Origin of the sequence: Vibrio sp. SCSIO 43132, assembly GCF_019904195.1 — a bacterium.
Lineage (GTDB): Bacteria > Pseudomonadota > Gammaproteobacteria > Enterobacterales > Vibrionaceae > Vibrio > Vibrio nigripulchritudo.
Genome location: NZ_CP063199.1, coordinates 2,406,103 through 2,424,902, shown reverse-complemented (window position 1 = coordinate 2,424,902; position 18,800 = coordinate 2,406,103). Strand labels below are relative to the sequence as shown.

Here is an 18,800-nt window from a genome sequence, read left to right as displayed (position 1 = left end):
GAAGCTTCAAACCAACCATCAACATATGACACACTTTTTCGAGATGAACGTTAGTTTCTAAAGTGCTACACGTTGGTTTGGCTAGTGCATTATGAACCAGTTAAAACTGGGATTGTATTATTTGTAAACAAAGGAATTGAAAGTGTTAAAAAAATTAATTATCGCGTCTGTGCTTATGTCGGTATCAAGTGCTTTACTTGCTGCTCAAATAAGCACTCCTAAGACAGTAAAACGAGTGTTTTCAGAAGGTGCTACATCTGCGGGCTTTTACACAGTTGAGGGAATACCCGAATGTAAATGGGGAATTATGTATTTAAACCTATCGACTGAGGCTGGTAAGGGTATGTTTTCTCAGGTTTTGACTGCTAAAAGTGCTGGCTTTAAGGTTGTTAGGATTGACTATGCAGTTTCATCCAGTGGTACATGTCAAGCTTCTGGTTTGCACATTGAATAGATATGAAATTCAATCTTGGTAATTTGCCTTCTGGATTTACAGATGAGTACCAAGCTTTAGAACAATAGAACAATATTAACGAGTACCGCTTTGAGGTGTTGGCGTGGTACTCGTTGGTCTAGAAAATCAATGTTGTTTGCAACCGTGGTTGAACATTGTGTTAGCGGGCTAGCATCATCTCATATTCAACCATCATATCTGGCATGCCTAGCCGCTGCACATATCTTAATGTTCCTGTCGCAGGTTTGACCGGAACGTCACTTAAAAATTCTTCCCACAATGCGGCGATTTGTTCAAATTGCGCAGAGTTCACATCGTTAGTAAACGTCCAGTCCGTGCGCACAATGTCGTCAACGCTATAACCAGCTTCTTCGATAAATGATTGCATTTGGCTAAGAATCAACTTGGTTTGAGCAACAGGGTCGCCAGGGTGCTGAGTCACAAAATTTGGGTTGCAATCGGCATGACCAGTCACAAAAAAGATGTCGTTAAAATCGGTCAGTTTTAAACCCCAGCTAAAGGCATTAAGAAAGTCAGGTAGCTTGCTATTATGAAACGCTTGTTTATGAGCCATAGTATTTTCTCCATGTTAGTTATTTTGATTTGGCTGATGACTACGCCGACAAATCGATAATGATCTTTCCAGTTGTTCTCTTTGATTCGCTAAAGCTATGAGCCTGTTTAACCTGATCTAACTTAAATATTTTTTCGATATGGACCTGAACTTTCCCGCTATCAATTAACTCGCTTATTTGTTGGAGATCGTTAGCGTTAGGCGTAACAAACCAGCGTTGATAGTGAATTCCTTGTTGCTGTGCCATTTCGTCATCCAATTCATCCAGCAAAGAGATCAAGTAACCTCCGGGGCGTACCACTTTGAGGGAGCGTGTTAGAACGCCATCTCCACCTACCGCAGCTAACACGGCATCAACCTGTTCAACCGAGTCTTCAAAACGCTGACTGCGATAATCAATAAACTCATCGACACCCAATGCTCTTACATAAGGTTCTTTTGCAGCGGATGCTGTCCCTATTACATAGGCACCATGCGCTTTGGCAATTTGTACTGCAAAGCTGCCAACTCCGCCTGAGGCGTTATGAATAAGTACCTTGTCACCGGATTGAAGCTGGCAACCTTGCATGAGTGCTTGCCAGGCGGTTGCTGCTGCAAGCGGAACGGCGGCTGCCGTCAATGTAGTTAATGAGTCTGGCTTTCGCGCTACTATGTCACTGTCCACTGCAATATATTCAGCGTATGCACCTTGGTCAGAAATAGGGGCGTAAACAAATACCTCATCACCTAGCTGAAAATCTGTTACCTGCTCACCGATTTGTGCTATTTCACCTGCGGCATCCCAGCCTAGTATTAAGGGCAATTTATGTTCTGTAATGTCTCTTACTAACCCTTCACGTACCAACCAATCGACTGGGTTTACGCCAGCGCCATGGACTTTAATCAGAACTTGATTTGGCTGAATTTGAGGCTTTGCAATGTCACCAACGATGAGTTTTTCAGCATTTCCGTATTGTTCAATGTAAACAGCTTTCATACGTATTCCTCTTGTTAACTCTCAGATAGTTATGGTCTTTTCGGCCAGTGAGGATACTTTGCCAAAACTGATTCATATCGTCTAATTGATGATTGGTATGATATGCATTGAATATTTGAATGTATTTGGTGATACTGATGCCCGCTGACTTTCCCATTTCGAGCCGATTTTGAACGATAGAGGTGAGCAGCCCTCCATTACCTTTATAAAAAACAAATGTGATATGGCGAATCTTGATCTAAATTTGTTGGTTATTTTTGATGTCATCATGCAGGAGCAATCCATAACCGCTGCCGCTGAAAGGCTTTCCATGACCCAGCCATCGGTTTCCAATGCGGTTGCTCGTATGCGTCATGCATGGAAAGATCCTTTGTTTGTTAAGCAAGGGCGGGGCATACGTCCGAGCCCTTATGCTGAAAAACTATGGCGAGAAATTTCACTACCTTTAGATGACATTAAGCGCGCAGCGGAAAAGCAGGTATTTAAGCAAGCTACGCTTAAGCGCACGTTTCGTATTGCTGTTACAGACTGGATGGCGGATTTGTTTTGGCTGCCTCTGCGAAAAATGATTGAAGAAGAAGCTCCACAGGTAGACATCCATGCAGTGCCGTATACGGTGAATGGGGAAAACTTGTTGCTGAATGCCGATGTTGACATGGTGCTGGATTACTTTGAAGGGCGTTCAGGCAAAGTGCAAAGCCAGCACTTGTTTGATAATCATTTTGTTTGCGCCATGCGTGCAGACCATCCACTCGCCAAGGACGAGCTCAACTTACCAAGCTTTACGTCTGCTGAACATTTACTGTTGTCGCTCTCTGGTGAGGCTATTGGAGGCGTCGACAAGGCATTACAACACCAAGGATTAAAGCGAAGAATTTCGATGACAGTTAACCACTGTTACCACATCCCCAAGATTCTGATTAACACCGATTTGATCACCACAATACCACTGCCGATCATCATAGATGCGGTCGAGGCTGGGCAACTGATTATAAAAAAGCCGCCTTTTGATCTTAAAGCAGGACCAATATCCATGACATGGCATGCCCGACATCAACAGGATAAAGAGGTGTTGTGGCTGAGGGATAAGGTTCAAGCGGTACTAAAGAACCATCTGCACGAGAGTATATTTGTTCCACCTTTTACCTAAAGGTAGTTGCCCAAATAGCCGTGAGGTTTTAAGAGATAGTACAAATCGCTGAGGCAGATAGAAAAAACCGGAAACAGTGGAGACGTTTCCGGTTTTCTTTTATCAGAATGGTGCTGTGATGGTTTTGCGAAGAATTCGGATTTGCTTTGAATTTTCGTAAAACGGTTTATTGGTATCTTTAAAATCGGCGCTTAAAAAACACTGATAGGCGGCTTCGTTATCCTTTTCTACCATCACACAGATGGAATCGTAGTTCGGGTAAGCCGTGTACAGATACGTAAGAAGCCTTTCCAATGTTGCCTTGCCATGACCTTTGCGCTGGAAGCGATGGTCAATAACAAAGTTCTTTAAGCCAATTTCACGGTTTTTCACAAAGGTAAACTTCTTCTCAAAGCCCTGGTCCAGTGCAAAAAATCCGATGGGGGTTCCGCTGTCCGAGATCGAATAGATGACGTCCTGCTTGTCTCTGTGTTCATACAGATGATCAAAGGTTTCAACAAACTGGCTTTGTTCGGCAGTGACGTTTAATTCAATAAGCGAAGAAAAATCTTTAATTTTCGGGCGTTTAATCGCAATCATAATAATTATATATACAAAAAAGGGCATGGATATCCATGCCCTTAGTTTATTTCCTGTTCAAGCTATCAGCAAATAACTTTTACAGCCAATCCGCCTTGCGATGTTTCGCGATATTTGGCGTTCATGTCTTTACCTGTTTCCAGCATGGTTTCAATGACTTTATCCAGAGAAACACGCGGGTCAGAAGAGCGACGCAACGCCATTCGAGAAGCGTTGATCGCTTTAACCGCAGCAATACCATTACGCTCGATACAAGGCACTTGCACCTGTCCGGCTACTGGGTCACAGGTTAACCCCAGGTTGTGTTCCATCGCGATTTCAGCCGCCATGCAAACTTGCTCTGGGCTAGCACCCATTAGTTCAGCAAGACCAGCCGCTGCCATGGAGCAGGCAACGCCAACTTCACCCTGACAGCCGACTTCTGCGCCAGAAATGGATGCATTTTGCTTAAACAATCCACCAACCGCACCAGAAGCTGCGAAATAGCGTGTGTACTCTTTCACGCCAACTGGCTGAACAAACTTATCGTAGTAAGCCAGAACCGCTGGAATGATGCCACATGCGCCGTTTGTCGGAGCAGTGACCACACGTCCACCCGCTGCGTTTTCTTCGTTAACCGCAAATGCGTACATGTTTACCCAGTCGACAACGGTCATCGGGTCGTTGGAAAGACGCTCGGTGGTTTTTAGCTGCTGGAATAGGGCAGCGGCACGACGAGGGACTCGCAATGGACCTGGCAGCACACCTTCGGTGTTTAAACCACGCTCCATGCACGCTTTCATCGTGTTCCAGATATGCTCGAATTCTTCTTCAATTCTGTTGGTGTCTTTTACAACACGCTCGTTTGCCATTACCAGTGCACTAATGGACAAACAGTTGTCTTTGCAGTGATCCACCAGCTCTTTCGCGCTGTTGAATTCATAAGGTACGACAACTTTATCTTCAGGTTCTACACCGAAGTTTTCTTCATCCACAATAAAACCACCGCCTATGGAGTAGTAGGTTTTAGAGTGAACCAACTCACCACCACTTAACGCGTGAATCTGCATACCGTTTTCATGCAAAGACAGGTTGTCGGTGTGGAAAGTCAAATCAACATCGTAATCAAACGCTGCGTCTTTTTGACCATGAGCAAGGGATAAAACTTTTGAAGATTTCACCGTTTCAATGAATGAGGGAATAGAATCAATATCTACACTCTCAGGTGAGTTACCAGCTAAGCCAAGAATAATGGCTATGTCCGTATGGTGGCCTTTCCCGGTTAAAGAAAGAGATCCATAAACATCCACTTTAATATGGTCAACCTCCGTCAAACGACCCATTTCAACAAGATCGTTTACGAAGCTTTGACCGGCCTTCATTGGCCCTACCGTGTGTGAGCTTGAAGGCCCAATACCGATTTTATAGATGTCGAATACGCTGATCATATTTTTACCTTAGGTTGAGCCCCCGCTTGAGCAGGGGGACTCTTTATTATCTTTATAAATATGGCTTTCGCTTAAGCGAATTTTAAAGAGCGCCGTAGATTACAGAACTTATAGACGCCAGACCACACATTGCTGTGAAAATTTGCACAAACGCTGAAGTTTTGTACTTAGCCATTGCAGGTACTTTTTGCATTGCAAATACAGGCATAAGGAACAGAATAGCAGCGATCATTGGTGCGCCCATCGTCTCAATCATACCCAGAATTGAAGGGTTCACAATCGCAACAATCCAGGTTGTGATCACGATGAAGATGAGTGAGAACTTCTCGATGCGTTTTACTGGTGCTTCGCTACGAGATTTTACCAGTCCAACCAAGCCTTCGTGTGCACCTAGGAAGTGACCAAAGTAGCTAGAAGTGATCGCTGCAAATGCAACCACAGGGCCAAGGATAGAAATCAGCGGAGACTCGTGAACGTTAGCCAGGTAAGAAAGCACACTGATGTTTTGATCTTGTGCGGTAGCCAACTGTTCTGGAGACAGAGACAAGACTACAGAGAAGACAAAGAACATCACGAAGCCCATCAGCATCATTGCGCCGCCGCCTGTGATCATATCGGTCTTTTTCACCGCATCTTCACCGTAAACGCGACGTTGCTCTTTCGTAAACTGGCTAATGATTGGGCTGTGGTTGAAAGAGAACACAATGATTGGAATCGCAAGCCAGATAACACTTGGCATTGCAGACCAGTCTGGGCTAACAGACATCATGGATGTGTTCCAGTCAGGGATTAAGTAGAAAGACAGAGCAAGAAGAATGAATACCAAAGGGTAAACCATCATTGATGTGGCTTTCAGCATCAGATCTTTGCCGAATACTACGCCTGTGGTCATCAAGGTAATCAGAGCACCAGATAGCAACCAACGGGGCATTGATGCAAATCCCAGCTGGTTAACCATGAATGAGTCTACCGTGTTAGTGATTCCAACACCGTAGATCAAAACGATTGGGTAAATAGCGAAGAAGTAAGCAAAAGTGATGATGTTTGCGCCAGTTTTACCGAAGTGTTCCTCCACTGTGTCAGTGATGTCTGCGTTAGGATTTTTTGCTGAAAGGACAAAGCGAGCCAGTCCTTTATGAGCAAACCAGGTCATTGGAGCGGCCAAAAGGGCCAAGATGACTAATGGCCAGAAGCCACCAGCGCCAGCTTTAATTGGCAAAAACAATACACCCGCACCGACTGCGGTACCAAAAAGAGAAAGAGCCCAGGTAAAGTCTCTGTAAGTCCATTTGGATTGAGTTCCTTCGGCGCGAGCCGTAGTAACGTTTGTTTGCATAGTTATATTCTCGTGTAATTTATGGGAACAGGAATTACAGGAGCTATTGTCTCTGTTTTTGAGTGAAATATCAGGATCAGGATCAATAAATGTTCCAGGTTTGAAAACAAAGATTAACAAAAGAGAGATAAGTCACGTAAAACACGTGCTACACATTAGAAATACTAGTTTTTGCTATAAGTAAAACTAATCCGAAGCCGCATCTAATTTAGAAAGAACTTACGCAAACGTTTGCCCTATTGGGGCTGTCTGCTGTGAATAGTAAGGAAATGGGTGGATTTATGAGGTTTACGAATAAGAAAAATTAAACAATGGAGATGGATTATTTAACCACTTTTACTTTGTGAACTGAGTGTGAAGAGTGTGAATAATCTGCGCTGTCACTCCCCATATGAGATGCTGATTATAGGGGATGTTATACACAATTCTTCGGGTGCCTTGAAAGTGTGCTTCTACCGAATGAATGTTTCCTTTATTGAATAAATATTCAACTGGCGCTTCAAAAACATCATCAACTTCATTGGGATCGGTGACGGGGGAATATTGATTATCTGCAAACGCAATCACTGGGGTTACCTCAAATCCGCTCACGGTTTTGATTGGTGTTAACTGGCCAAGATGTTCAATCTGGTTTGCAGTAAGCCCGATTTCTTCATTCGCTTCACGCATAGCGGTTTCAAAAGGCGAGGCATCTCCTTTTTCTGTCTTGCCTCCGGGAAAGCTGATTTGCCCAGGGTGATGGCGTAAGTGGCTGGCGCGGCGAGTCAGGATCATGTTTAGCCCGGCATCACGTTCTACAAGCCCAATAAGGACAGCAGCAGTTCGGTATTCCTCGTGCCCGAAATCCAAATGTCGTGTAAAGCTCCCTTTGTGGTATTCAGCGGGCTGCGTGAAAAGAAAGCGACTGAGAAAATCTTCTTTGTACATAAGCTCTTACTTTGGCTGACTATCTTATTAATTGTTAATGAAAATTGAAAAAATGACTAGTGTGGATCATGCTTTTATTACCAAAGTCTTATTTTGGCAATTGTGAGAGGGTTGGAGATGAAGGGTTTAATTTTTACCGAGTTTCTTGAGCTGGTTGAAGAAAAGTTCGGGTTGCCCACTGTGGACAAAATCTTGTTTCAGTCTGAAGATGACGGCATTTACACGTCAGTCGGCAGCTACGATCACCGGGATTTGGTGAAGCTGATTGTTGCATTGAGCAAAGAGACAGGCGTGTCACCGGAAGACCTGCAAGAGGTATTCGGGCGAACGGTATTCAACAAATTACTTTCATCACTGGCTCCCGACGAGTCGCTTTCTCACAGTCAATGTACCTTTCAATTCTTGCGCCATGTCGAAGAATACATCCATCTGGAAGTAAAAAAGCTTTACCCTGATGCGCATCCGCCTAAATTTACCTTTCAAACTGAAAATGAATCTGAGTTAGTGATGGATTATAAAAGCGCTCGCTGCATGGGCAGTGTATGTAAAGGACTGATCCTCGGGTGTGCCGATCATTTCAGTGAAAAACTGAAAATTACAATGAACCCAATGACAGACGATGCCAGCCACGTAAGGTTTGTTCTGACAAAGGTTTAGCGAGGTATTCATGGATTCCCGGCTAGAGTTACTAGAAAAGAAGCTGTACAGGGAAATTGCAGCCAGAAAACACGCCGAGAAGTTGCTGGAAGAAAAATCCGTTGAAATGTACAACCTGAACAAGCAACTGGATGAAAGCTTGCAGCAGGTAAAGGCGCAGTCTGACGCTCAGATGCGCAAAAAGGTATTTCAGGAACAGATTTCCAGAATTCTGATTCGTTATGGGCGGCAATTTCTTAAACATGCGCCTGATGAAGTCATACTAAACAGCCTGATAAAAGAGCTTTGCGATTCTGACCTTGTCGTCAACGCAAAGCTCATTCTTCTTAAAAAAGACACCTTAGCTCTTTCCTCTGCCGAATACGGCGAACTGAGCTTTAGCGTTATACCGGTTCAGGTCATCGAAAATGCAGAGAAAGTGTGGGATGGCTGCGGTGTTTTGTGGTGGCCTTTAATGGCTGAAGGGATAATGGTTGGTACTTTGGCGGTAAAACCAGAGCAGAGTACCGACGACAGAGAATGGTTTGAACATCAGATTACTTTGCTGTCGGAACTGGTGAGCAGTGCCATCAGCCGTCAGCTTATTCTGAGAAAAACCATCGATGCTCGGGAAAGAGCTGAAGCCTCAGAGCGTTCAACCCGTGACTTCCTGGCCATGATCAACCACGAGCTAAGAACGCCTCTCAATGGCTTGCTTGGAACGCTAGAGCTTTTGTCCGACACATCACTTACCAATGAACAAAAACGAATGCTCAACACGCTGGAGCAATCCGGGCAGTTTCTGCGAGTCATCATTGATGACCTGCTGGATTACAGCAAGATCAATGCAGGAATGATGCAGCTGAGTGAAAGGGCATTTCGCTGGTCAGACATTCAGACAACTCTACAAAGTATTTTCATCAATCTGGCAAAAGAGAAACGGATTGAGTTTCGTATCGAAAACTTTGATTCTGTGCCAAACGTCCTTGTCGGTGATGTCGAGCGGGTTAAACAGATCTTCGTAAATCTGATAGGCAATGCCATTAAGTTTACCCAAAGTGGTCACGTGACGGTTAATGCATCCTGGCAAAGCAACTGGCTGACTTTCTATGTGCAGGACACAGGGTGCGGGATTGCCGAAGAAGATCAGGAAAACCTGTTTAACCCATTTACGCAGGCAGATATTTCCAGCAAGCGCAATCATGGAGGAACAGGGTTGGGCTTGGCTATTTGTAAGCAGTTGGTTGCGATGATGCAGGGGTCGATCACGTTAAAAAGCAAGCCAGACGAAGGAACTCGGTTCGATGTCTCTCTTAGATTGTCTGAAGGAGTGATTCAGGACGTTGAGCAGGAGAAGCTCGACAACCTTGCTGAAGATGAAATGCTGGATTCGCTAAAAATACTGGTGGTGGAAGACTTACGCGTGAATCAGTTTGTGATTCAGAAGATGCTGAAAAAACTGGGGATTACCCCAGATTTTGCCAATAACGGTGAAGAAGGTGTGGAAGCGGTAAGCAGCCATCACTACGACCTCGTTTTCATGGATTGCAGGATGCCAGTAATGGATGGGTTTGATGCAACGTTAACGCTAAGGGAGAGAAACATTCGTGTCCCCATTGTTGCTCTAACGGCAGGAACAACGTTAGCGGAGCGAGAGAAGTGCTTGCAGGTCGGTATGAATGACATACTCAACAAGCCCTATACCAGCGCCGATTTAAAAGACGTATTGGTGAAGTGGGGGCTTTGACCCCCATTCGAACCAGAGCTAGTCACCCAAAGCAGGAAGAATTCGACTGAGCTTATCAAAGGTTTCCTGATATTCAGATGCAGCTTCGCTGTCTGCAACCAAACCGCCGCCAGCCCAAACGTAGAGCTTTTGTTTTTCTGCCACCAAGGTTCGAATCGTAATGCTGGTGTCCATTTGACCGCAGCGGCTAATGTAGCCAATGCTTCCGCAGTAAGCGCTTCGACGATGAGGCTCCAATTCTTCGATGATTTCCATCGCTCTGACTTTAGGGGCTCCGGTGATGGAGCCACCGGGAAAGCACGCCCTAAGCAGGTCAGTTGCCGATTTCTGTTTATCCAACTCTGCAGTCACGGTACTGACCAAGTGGTGCACAGCAGGGAAGCTTTCAATCGCAAATAATTTGGGTACGGAAACGGTGCCGGGTTTGGCAACGCGACCAATATCATTTCGTAACAAGTCCACAATCATCAGGTTTTCTGCCTGATCTTTTTCTGCCAGTTTTAGCGAATTAGCGTTCGCGTTGTCTGTTGCTTCATCGGCACTGCGAGGTCGTGTTCCTTTAATGGGCTTGGTTTCGATAATCCCATTCTTTAGCTGTAAGAAGCGTTCTGGCGAGATACTGAGAATTGCGCTGTCTTCCATTCGAATAAATGCGGAAAACGGCGCTTGGTTTTGTTCTTCCAGCTTCTGGTAAGCTTGCCATTCACTTCCTTGATAGCTGGAGACAAAACGCTGAGCAAGGTTGATCTGGTAACAGTCGCCAGCCTGAAGGTAATCCTGAACCTGATTAAAGCGCGTGGTGTACTCGTCTTGTGTGAGGTTAGATTGCCAGTCAGACAACAAACGGAAGGGAGGTTTGATCTCATGTAATGTCTGACTTAGCAGCCAGTCCAGATGTTGCTGGGGTTCCAGACCAACGACGACCGCTCTTTTGAGTTTGTGGTCGCAAATGAGCGCCCAATCATAGATGCCGACTGCCATATCAGGGGAGCCGATATCCTTTGTTGCAAGCTCCGGCAGGGTTTCGACTCTTCTGCCCAGATCATAACTGAAATAGCCTAACGCACCCCCAATAAAAGGTAAGTCTTGAATAGCCTCGGCTTCTGGCAAACATTCAGCCTGAATTTGTTCTAGCAAAGTAAATGGATCGTCAGTCGACGTAGTGGTTTCGCTAGCTAAAGTGATTTGAGTTTCTTCTCCGCTAGTAACCAGCGTAGCAATTGGCTTAGCCACTAAGATGTCGTATCGGCTATCAGGGTGGCTCTCAGAGGCGGAACGCAAAAGCATCGACCAGGGTTGATTTTCAATTCTACTGAACAGGTTGGAAGCTAAAGAGGGCGTATACTCAAGGGAGACCAAAGAGATAGATTTGATAGACTTGTTATTCATTTGTATAAATTTGTGACAAAGAGTTCGGAGACTACGTGGCGCATTGTGGCGAGCAAGAGTATCATAAAAGAACACGAGAGGATGCATCCGTACTAACGGTCTGATTAAAAAGCATCCCATGTGGAAGCAATCGTTAAGACTTCTTGTTATACCTAAGCCACTTTGAGCTGTTTAACAAAGCCCAAAAGTGTCTTTGGTATACAAAATGGAAGCATAAATTATAACAATCGAGGCAATGTATGACCGTCATTCGTAAGCAAGATGTTATCAGCAGTGTGGCTGATGCTCTTCAGTACATTTCTTATTATCACCCTATGGATTTTGTCCAAGCCCTAGATGAAGCCTACCAACGTGAAGAAAGTCAGGCAGCGAAAGATGCCATCGCACAGATTCTGATCAACTCCCGCATGTCTGCAGAAGGGCGTCGTCCTATCTGTCAGGATACTGGTATCGTAACCTGTTTTGTGAATATTGGTATGGGCGTGCAGTGGGACTCTACTGACATGACTGTACAGCAAATGGTGGACGAGGGTGTTCGTCAGGCTTACACCAACCCAGACAACCCTTTGCGTGCATCAGTACTGATGGATCCTGCGGGTAAGCGCATCAACACTAAAGACAACACGCCTGCCGTTGTTCACATCAATATGGTGCCGGGCAACGAGGTTGAAATCCAAATTGCGGCTAAAGGCGGCGGCAGTGAAAACAAAACCAAGATGGTGATGTTGAACCCGTCTGATGATATTGCTGAGTGGGTTGAGAAAACGCTACCAACGATGGGAGCAGGCTGGTGTCCACCGGGTATGCTGGGCATAGGTATTGGCGGTACGGCTGAGAAAGCCGCTGTACTGGCTAAAGAATCCCTGATGGAGCACATCGACATTCATGAGTTGATCGAGCGTGGTCCACAAAATGCAGAAGAAGAACTGCGTTTAGACATCTTCAACCGAGTCAACAAGCTTGGTATTGGTGCGCAAGGTTTGGGTGGTTTGACTACTGTTGTGGATGTGAAGATCAAAACAGCACCTACTCATGCTGCTTCTAAGCCGGTGTGCCTGATTCCAAACTGTGCGGCAACTCGCCACGTGCACTTCACTCTAAACGGTTCGGGTCCGGCAGAGCTAAACCCACCGAAGCTTGAAGAATGGCCAGACATTACCTGGGAAGCGGGTGAAAACACTCGTCGCGTGAACCTTGATACTGTGACCAAAGAAGACGTTCAAGAGTGGAAAACCGGCGAAACAGTTCTGCTGTCTGGCAAGATCCTAACGGGTCGTGATGCGGCGCATAAACGAATCCAGGGCATGCTGGAAAGTGGTGAAGGGCTACCGGATGGTGTCGACTTGAATGGCAAATTCATTTACTACGTTGGTCCTGTCGATGCGGTAGGAGACGAAGTTGTTGGTCCTGCGGGTCCGACAACCTCCACTCGTATGGATAAATTCACCGATATGATGCTGGAACAAACGGGCATCATGGGGATGATCGGTAAAGCAGAGCGCGGTCCTGCAACGGTTGAATCCATCAAAGACCACAAAGCCGTTTACCTAATGGCAGTGGGTGGCGCAGCTTATCTAGTAGCGAAAGCGATTAAGAAAGCTCGTGTGGTGGCGTTTGAAGATCTTGGAATGGAAGCCATCTACGAATTTGAGGTGGAAGACATGCCAGTGACAGTTGCTGTAGATTCAACTGGTGCGAATGCACACCAAATTGGTCCGGATACCTGGAAAGTGAAAATCGCAGAAGCTGAAAAAGCCTAGGTTAACAGACCTTTTGAATTCTCATTTTTCAAATATCAGTTAGAAAAACGCAGCTTAGGCTGCGTTTTTTGTGGTTTTTCATTCGGTAAGCAGTACTATCTTTTCTAGAAAGGCAAAAATTAAAAGGAGAAATGATGCCTCGCTTTGTTAAGTTTTTACAGATTCTGATAGCCATTGTGGTCGGTGCCATTGTTGGCTACGACATGATTTTACGTGGTATCGCGATTTTTCAGGAAACTTACGTTATCACTACGGTTGTCCTGACCTTGCTGCTTGAGTTGGCACTATTCGTTATCTTCAAGTTGATAGAAGATGATTAAGAAGCTTTTTGGTTATTAAGAAACAGTTCATCTGGTATTAATCGCAGTTTTTGCATACTCTGAACCCAGAAAATTCGGAGCATGTGAATGAAGAGAATAACCCAAGAAGTCAATGATTTAGTCCATCGCGGTATGGACAGACACGTTAAATTAGCCGTTACTGGTCTTTCGCGAGCAGGTAAAACGGCTTTTATTACGTCTTTAGTTAACCAACTGCTTCACTCATCTACTCACGACAATCTTCCTTTACTCAGCGTTTCTCAAGAGCATCGCCTGATCGGGGCTAAGCGCATCCCACAATCCAATTTAATGGTGCCTCGCTTTGCTTATGAAGAGGCGATGACATCTTTGCATTCTTCCCCTCCTGAGTGGCCTCAGCCGACTAGGGACGTCAGCGAAATTCGCCTTGCCATAAAATATCGCCCTCAAAGCGGAGTGATGAAATACCTGTCTAATACTGCAACGCTTTATCTAGACATTGTTGATTACCCAGGGGAATGGTTACTGGATTTGCCTTTACTTGAAATGACCTATGAAGAGTGGAGTGCATCTCAGTTTGACGCACTGAAACATGGTCGAAGTGAGTTAGCTCAACCGTGGCTAAGTGCACTTGAAAATTTTGATCCTAACGCTGACGCGAACGAAAAAGTGTTGGCGGAAATCAGTGCTGTCTACACAGAATTCCTGGTTCAATGTAAAGAAGAGGGGCTTCACTGGGTTCAGCCTGGGCGTTTTGTTCTTCCGGGGGAACTGGCAGGTGCGCCCGTCCTTCAGTTTTTCCCGCTAAATAATCTTGATGAAATAGACACGGCTAACAAGCACAGTCAGTTTGCGATGTTAAAGCAAAGGTATCAGGAGTATCAGCAGAAAGTCGTTAAGGCGTTCTACAAAGAACACTTTTCTACATTCGACAGGCAAATCGTGCTGGTGGACTGCCTGCAACCCCTTAACGCGGGCAGAGATTCTTTCAACGATATGAAAGGCGCCATCGAACAGTTGCTCCGTTCGTTCAAATATGGTCGGAATAACCTGCTCAGACGCCTGTTTTCAACCAAAATCGATAAAGTTTTGTTTGCCGCAACCAAGGCAGACCATGTAACACCCGAGCAGCATGCCAATTTGTCTGTACTTCTCAAGCAGATGGTTCATCCCGCATGGCAGCATGCTGCTTTCGAAAACATCGATATGACTTGTATGACGCTTGCTTCGATTCAGGCGACTCAATCTGGATTTGTTGGTTCGGGTGATGACAATTGCCCAGCTATTCAAGGGAACCTGATGAGCGGAGATGCAATGACGGTATATCCAGGAGAAGTGCCCAAGTCTTTACCCGATGAGGCTTACTGGCAAAAAAATCAATTTGATTTTCAAAGCTTCCGACCACAGTTCAGTAACGAGAACGATCCACTGAACCATATTCGAATGGATAAGGCGTTGCAGTATTTGATAGGGGATAAATTGTCATGAATGAGTTTAAGCAGAAAAAAGTATTCAGCGATCCCATAGACAACCCGGAAGAAAGGCAAGCACAAGAGCTGAATGCGCATATTCAGTTCAACGAGCAAGAAACCTTTATGCCAGCTGAAATAGAGCAGGATAGCGATGCAGTACCAGAACTGGGCGAAGCAATAAAGCCCTCAACAAAGCGCCGATGGGGGCTGACAGGGTTACTTGCCGGATTCACTGGGCTTGTCGGATGGCAAACGGTAGACACCTTTGTTACGGCAATTCAGTCTGGTGACTGGCTCTCTTTCGGCTGGGCAACCTTTGTCGCTGCTATTGCCGCATTTGGAGTAGGTGCCATCGGTAAAGAGCTTTGGCGACTGAGAAAACTTCGCAACCAGTTCTCCACTCAGGAAGAAGCGAAAGCTTTGTACGATGCCGATCAAATCGGCAAAGCCAAACCTTTCTGCATGAATGTCGCTAAACAAGCTGGCATTAGCGAAATGTCGCCAGCTTATGATCGTTGGGTCAATGCGATTAACGCTAACCACAGCGATCAGGAAGTTCTGCAGATGTACGACAGTATTGTACTTAAAGATCTGGATACAAAAGGGAAGGCGCTCATCACCAAATCAGCTGGAGAATCCGCCTTGTTAGTGGCGGTGAGCCCGCTGGCTACAGCAGACATGTTGTTGGTGGCATGGCGAAACTACAAACTCATCGATGATCTTGCCAAGCTGTATGGTGTTGAACTGGGGTACTGGTCGAGAATCCGATTACTTAAACTTGTTCTGGTCAATATGGCGGCAGCGGGCGCAACCGAGCTGGTTGCTGATGCCAGCATGGATCTGCTGTCTATGGATTTGGCAGGTAAAGTTTCTACGAGAGCAGCGCAGGGCATAGGTGTGGGGCTTCTTACAGCACGACTTGGCATTCGAGCGATGTCGCTTTTGCGCCCGGTTGCCTGGCAGCCTGAATCACAGATCAAGCTGGGTGAGGTTCGAAAGGGCATTGTTTCTCGCATTTCCAAATCGCTTTCCTAACGCAACGCATATCTAGGTCAACAGACTCCAATCAACTCAGTACGAAGTTTAACCTCAACCACAGGCTTAAACTTCGTAATTCGCACACAGATTCAGCAAACAGCGGCTATAACACCTTAAGAACTCTCAATTTCGACAGCTTTTCTTGACTGGATAGAGGGCTTGTTTCAGACTGAGTGTCAACTTTTCCTGACACCTTGATGGACTCCGAAGTGCGTTTAGAAGTTTTATGTGAAGACCGATTGGGTCTGACTCGCGAACTATTGGATATTCTCGCAACCAAAGAGATTGATTTGCGAGGAATCGAAATTGATCGACGCGGCATTATTTATCTTAACTGCCCAGAAATAGAATTTGATGATTTCCGTGATTTGATGGCGCAGATTCGCCTGATCAGCGGAGTAACAGACGTACGCAAAATCCAGTTTATGCCGAGTGAAAGGCAAAGCACCGAGTTGATGGCTTTGCTGGCAAATCTGCCTGATCCGGTTCTGTCAGTCAGCCTGAAAGGCACTATCGATGTGGCAAACCATTCGGCAAGAGATCTGTTTTTCCACCAAGGTGCAGAGCTAATAGACGAGCCAATCAATCACTACATTCCCCAATTTAATTTCGCTCGTTGGCTTGAGGAAAGCAGCGCGCGTTTCCGTGATAACGTGGTGATCAACGGGTTGGACTACACTCTGGAAGTTATGCCTGTTTATATTACGGGTGAGGCCAATGACACCGTATTGGCAAGTGCGGTAGTGACACTCAAAAACAGACAGCAAAATGTTCAAAGCGACCCGTTTCTTTCCGAAAGTAACAACCTGGGCTTTGAGCACTTTGTCGGTAGCTCAAACCGCCACAAAAACCTGATGGCTCAGGCTAAGAAGCTTGCCACCATGAGTCAGCCGCTTCTGATTGAAGGTGAAACGGGTACAGGTAAAGAGATGTTGGCAAGGGCTTGTCACAATCGTTCAGAACGTGCCAGCAACCCATTCTTGGTTCTGAGTTGTGCCTCAATGCCGGACGATGTTGCGGAAACGGAGTTGTTTGGTCACGCCCCTGGCACATTCAACAACCAAGCAGGGCACATTGGTATTTTTGAACAGGCGAATGGTGGCACCGTATTTCTTGATGAGATCGGGGAGATGAGTGCTCATCTTCAAATCAAATTCCTTCGCTTTCTTCAGGATGGCACTTTCCGCCGTGTGGGTGAAGAGAATGAAGTGCATGTTGATGTGCGAGTGATTGCGGCGACCAAACAGAAGCTATCTGACCTGACTGAAACAGGTGTGTTCCGTGAGGATTTGTATTATCGACTGAACGTACTAAGCCTGCACATCCCTGCCTTGCGTGAGCGTAACTCAGACGTTGCGACTCTTTTGGATCTCTTTGTATCGAAGTACGCTCATCAATTAGGTATGAACAAACCTTCCATTAGTGACGAAGCACTGGAGCAACTGACTCAGTACCCATGGCCTGGAAACATTCGTCAATTGGATAACATGGTGCTTCGAGCCATGACGAGATTGAACGGAGAGACTCTACAAACCGAAGATTTCGAGCTGCCAACCATCGAGCAGTCAAACGCACTGGTTGGTGTCAATCTGGATGGTTCTCTTGATGAGATCATGAAATCTTACGAATCCCAAATTCTTCAAAGCTTGTATCAATCGTTCCCATCAAGCCGAAAATTGGCGAAAAGACTGAATGTTTCTCACACCTCTATTGCCAACAAACTGCGTGACTACGGAATTCGGAAATCGTAATTATGACTTCATACATTATGCAAGCCACCAGTGGCAACATCATGGTTCGCACTGCCGAGCCAATTGATGCTAAAAAGATCAGTGAGTATTTTCGTCGAAATAAAGCGCACCTAAAACCGTGGGAGCCTAAACGTGAAGAAGCCTTTTTTCGCGAAGACGGCTGGGCACAAAGGTTGATCAAACTGCACGAACTCCACCGCATGGGGCTGGCTTTTTACTTGCTTATCATAGACAAAGATACAGACGAAATGATGGGAACCGTCTCTTTTAGCAATGTCTCCCGTCATCCATTTCATGCCTGTAACGTCGGATACTCGGTGGCGGAATACCATCAAGGTAAAGGCGTGATGAAAACCGCTCTGAAACTATCGTGTGAATGGATGTTTGAAAATCAGAATTTGCACCGTATTATGGCCGCGTATATCCCGACCAATCAGCGTAGTGAAGGGGTATTGAAACATCTGGGTTTTGAACTTGAAGGGACGGCAAAAGACTATCTGCTTATTGACGGTAAGTGGCGAGACCACAACCTGACTTCACTGATCAACCCGAATTGGCGAGATACGCCAGATTACTCGTTATAAAAGGAAACACATGTCCTATCTGTCTTTGGATGAATATCAACGCAAATGGATTTTCACCCATCAGTCGATGCCAGTTCCGGAAGAAGAACTGGATCAAATAAAGCCAATGACGCAAGCTCGTTCGGCGCAACTGTGGAAAGAAAACATCAGTGCCCAAAGCCCTGATGCAGAGCGCCTGAGCTCTCAAGACTGGCCTATGAAGACCAGTAACTGGTTACATGAAGTAGACTGGATGCAGGATTGGGATTCGGAAATTGAAGATTTGCCCGCTGAAATTCTGGAACATGTTGATTGGCAAGACGACGTAACAGTGTACTTTTGCTACGAAAAGTACAACATTATTGAAACCAAATGGGCATTCTTTAAAAAGTATTGGAAGAACTTTTTGTTCTATGATGACGGACCTATTTTGATTGGCCGACGTCGTAATGAAGCCTTGTGGTTTAGTGACAGCGGGAGTGTCAAAGTCGGTTACCGTAACAAGTCGTAGTACAAAAAATTTCGAGAATTGAATTCAAATCGAGAGTTCTCAAAATTAAGATAAGCCACTTAATAGATAAGTGGCTTTTTAATTGGTCTTTAGAATAAATAGCCTTACCAATATTTCTTTTCTAACTTAGTGTATTTTTCAAAATTCCAAATGTATGTGAGCTAAGGGATAAATTTGTAATCGATTTCACAGAGCTCTGGATGAATTAAAT

General features: G+C 45.4%; 18 protein-coding genes. 11 read left to right on the top strand and 7 right to left on the bottom strand.

The genetic code is table 11. The features are described 5' to 3' along the window. Positions 1–142: 142 nt before the first annotated feature. Positions 143–454, top strand: coding sequence for a hypothetical protein (locus INR79_RS10820; protein ID WP_022596190.1), 312 nt, complete (start codon positions 143–145; stop codon positions 452–454). Between the two features lie 160 nt (positions 455–614). On the opposite strand, the gene INR79_RS10815 is transcribed toward INR79_RS10820, so the two are convergent. Next, positions 615–1,028, bottom strand: a complete 414-nt coding sequence (locus INR79_RS10815; RefSeq protein ID WP_223094147.1) for a RidA family protein — start codon at positions 1,026–1,028, stop codon at positions 615–617. 40 nt (positions 1,029–1,068) lie between these two features. Beyond that, positions 1,069–2,004: an NADP-dependent oxidoreductase gene (locus INR79_RS10810; RefSeq protein WP_223094145.1), complete on the bottom strand. Its 936-nt coding sequence runs from the start codon at positions 2,002–2,004 to the stop codon at positions 1,069–1,071. Positions 2,005–2,227: 223 nt separating this feature from the next. Here INR79_RS10810 and INR79_RS10805 point away from each other — a divergent pair, with 223 nt between their 5' ends. After that, complete coding sequence (locus INR79_RS10805) at positions 2,228–3,154, top strand: LysR family transcriptional regulator (protein WP_223094143.1); 927 nt, start codon at positions 2,228–2,230, stop codon at positions 3,152–3,154. Between the two features lie 102 nt (positions 3,155–3,256). Here the strand turns inward: INR79_RS10805 and INR79_RS10800 are convergent, their stop codons facing one another. The 4 genes from INR79_RS10800 to INR79_RS10785 form a co-directional block, all read right to left on the bottom strand. After that, the gene (locus INR79_RS10800; protein ID WP_022550923.1) at positions 3,257–3,733 is read right to left on the bottom strand and encodes a GNAT family N-acetyltransferase; all 477 of its coding nucleotides are present in this window, start codon (positions 3,731–3,733) and stop codon (positions 3,257–3,259) included. A gap of 65 nt (positions 3,734–3,798) precedes the next feature. Beyond that, positions 3,799–5,160 carry an L-serine ammonia-lyase gene (locus INR79_RS10795; RefSeq protein ID WP_004407554.1) on the bottom strand — a complete coding sequence of 454 codons (1,362 nt, stop codon included), beginning with the start codon at positions 5,158–5,160 and terminating at the stop codon, positions 3,799–3,801. Positions 5,161–5,242: 82 nt separating this feature from the next. Further along, complete coding sequence (locus tag INR79_RS10790; RefSeq protein ID WP_004407556.1) at positions 5,243–6,496, bottom strand: aromatic amino acid transport family protein; 1,254 nt, start codon at positions 6,494–6,496, stop codon at positions 5,243–5,245. A 336-nt stretch (positions 6,497–6,832) separates the two neighbouring features. Then, entirely contained in the window at positions 6,833–7,423 is a 591-nt protein-coding gene (locus tag INR79_RS10785; RefSeq protein WP_022550921.1) for a CoA pyrophosphatase, read from the bottom strand. Positions 7,424–7,540: 117 nt separating this feature from the next. On the opposite strand from INR79_RS10785, the gene INR79_RS10780 reads away from it, so the two are divergent. Continuing rightward, positions 7,541–8,080 (top strand): heme NO-binding domain-containing protein, encoded by a 540-nt coding sequence (locus tag INR79_RS10780; RefSeq protein ID WP_004407560.1) that lies wholly within the window; start codon positions 7,541–7,543, stop codon positions 8,078–8,080. Positions 8,081–8,090: 10 nt separating this feature from the next. After that, complete coding sequence (locus INR79_RS10775) at positions 8,091–9,806, top strand: ATP-binding protein (protein ID WP_200767107.1); 1,716 nt, start codon at positions 8,091–8,093, stop codon at positions 9,804–9,806. An 18-nt stretch (positions 9,807–9,824) separates the two neighbouring features. Here INR79_RS10775 and pabB read toward each other — a convergent pair whose 3' ends face one another. Beyond that, entirely contained in the window at positions 9,825–11,195 is a 1,371-nt protein-coding gene (pabB, locus tag INR79_RS10770) for an aminodeoxychorismate synthase component 1 (RefSeq protein ID WP_223094141.1), read from the bottom strand. Between the two features lie 239 nt (positions 11,196–11,434). On the opposite strand from pabB, the gene INR79_RS10765 reads away from it, so the two are divergent. From INR79_RS10765 to INR79_RS10735, 7 genes are all read left to right on the top strand, one after another. Further along, on the top strand, positions 11,435–12,955 hold the full coding sequence (locus tag INR79_RS10765) for a fumarate hydratase (RefSeq protein ID WP_022596205.1): 1,521 nt from the start codon (positions 11,435–11,437) through the stop codon (positions 12,953–12,955). A 134-nt stretch (positions 12,956–13,089) separates the two neighbouring features. Next, a complete protein-coding gene (locus INR79_RS10760; protein ID WP_004407569.1) occupies positions 13,090–13,275 on the top strand; it encodes a hypothetical protein in 186 nt (61 codons plus the stop codon). Positions 13,276–13,362: 87 nt separating this feature from the next. Further along, a complete protein-coding gene (locus tag INR79_RS10755; RefSeq protein WP_223094139.1) occupies positions 13,363–14,742 on the top strand; it encodes a YcjX family protein in 1,380 nt (459 codons plus the stop codon). Continuing rightward, the gene (locus tag INR79_RS10750; protein ID WP_223094137.1) at positions 14,739–15,761 is read left to right on the top strand and encodes a YcjF family protein; all 1,023 of its coding nucleotides are present in this window, start codon (positions 14,739–14,741) and stop codon (positions 15,759–15,761) included. The genes INR79_RS10755 and INR79_RS10750 overlap by 4 nt, the downstream gene beginning before the upstream one ends. A gap of 212 nt (positions 15,762–15,973) precedes the next feature. Beyond that, the gene (tyrR, locus tag INR79_RS10745) at positions 15,974–17,515 is read left to right on the top strand and encodes a transcriptional regulator TyrR (protein WP_022550914.1); all 1,542 of its coding nucleotides are present in this window, start codon (positions 15,974–15,976) and stop codon (positions 17,513–17,515) included. Positions 17,516–17,517: 2 nt separating this feature from the next. After that, positions 17,518–18,099, top strand: a complete 582-nt coding sequence (rimJ, locus tag INR79_RS10740) for a ribosomal protein S5-alanine N-acetyltransferase (RefSeq protein WP_223094135.1) — start codon at positions 17,518–17,520, stop codon at positions 18,097–18,099. Between the two features lie 10 nt (positions 18,100–18,109). Further along, complete coding sequence (locus INR79_RS10735; RefSeq protein WP_223094133.1) at positions 18,110–18,589, top strand: DUF2947 domain-containing protein; 480 nt, start codon at positions 18,110–18,112, stop codon at positions 18,587–18,589. Positions 18,590–18,800: the final 211 nt, after the last annotated feature.

Bases quoted from the DNA above. Each gene is read 5' to 3' on its own strand.
- INR79_RS10815 (WP_223094147.1), bottom strand. From the start codon at position 1,028: ATGGCTCATAAACAAGCGTTTCATAATAGCAAGCTACCTGACTTTCTT.
- INR79_RS10810 (WP_223094145.1), bottom strand. From the start codon at position 2,004: ATGAAAGCTGTTTACATTGAACAATACGGAAATGCTGAAAAACTCATC.
- INR79_RS10805 (WP_223094143.1), top strand. From the start codon at position 2,228: ATGGCGAATCTTGATCTAAATTTGTTGGTTATTTTTGATGTCATCATG.
- INR79_RS10800 (WP_022550923.1), bottom strand. From the start codon at position 3,733: ATGATTGCGATTAAACGCCCGAAAATTAAAGATTTTTCTTCGCTTATT.
- INR79_RS10795 (WP_004407554.1), bottom strand. From the start codon at position 5,160: ATGATCAGCGTATTCGACATCTATAAAATCGGTATTGGGCCTTCAAGC.
- INR79_RS10790 (WP_004407556.1), bottom strand. From the start codon at position 6,496: ATGCAAACAAACGTTACTACGGCTCGCGCCGAAGGAACTCAATCCAAA.
- INR79_RS10785 (WP_022550921.1), bottom strand. From the start codon at position 7,423: ATGTACAAAGAAGATTTTCTCAGTCGCTTTCTTTTCACGCAGCCCGCT.
- INR79_RS10780 (WP_004407560.1), top strand. From the start codon at position 7,541: ATGAAGGGTTTAATTTTTACCGAGTTTCTTGAGCTGGTTGAAGAAAAG.
- INR79_RS10775 (WP_200767107.1), top strand. From the start codon at position 8,091: ATGGATTCCCGGCTAGAGTTACTAGAAAAGAAGCTGTACAGGGAAATT.
- pabB (WP_223094141.1), bottom strand. From the start codon at position 11,195: ATGAATAACAAGTCTATCAAATCTATCTCTTTGGTCTCCCTTGAGTAT.
- INR79_RS10765 (WP_022596205.1), top strand. From the start codon at position 11,435: ATGACCGTCATTCGTAAGCAAGATGTTATCAGCAGTGTGGCTGATGCT.
- INR79_RS10760 (WP_004407569.1), top strand. From the start codon at position 13,090: ATGCCTCGCTTTGTTAAGTTTTTACAGATTCTGATAGCCATTGTGGTC.
- INR79_RS10755 (WP_223094139.1), top strand. From the start codon at position 13,363: ATGAAGAGAATAACCCAAGAAGTCAATGATTTAGTCCATCGCGGTATG.
- INR79_RS10750 (WP_223094137.1), top strand. From the start codon at position 14,739: ATGAATGAGTTTAAGCAGAAAAAAGTATTCAGCGATCCCATAGACAAC.
- rimJ (WP_223094135.1), top strand. From the start codon at position 17,518: ATGACTTCATACATTATGCAAGCCACCAGTGGCAACATCATGGTTCGC.
- INR79_RS10735 (WP_223094133.1), top strand. From the start codon at position 18,110: ATGTCCTATCTGTCTTTGGATGAATATCAACGCAAATGGATTTTCACC.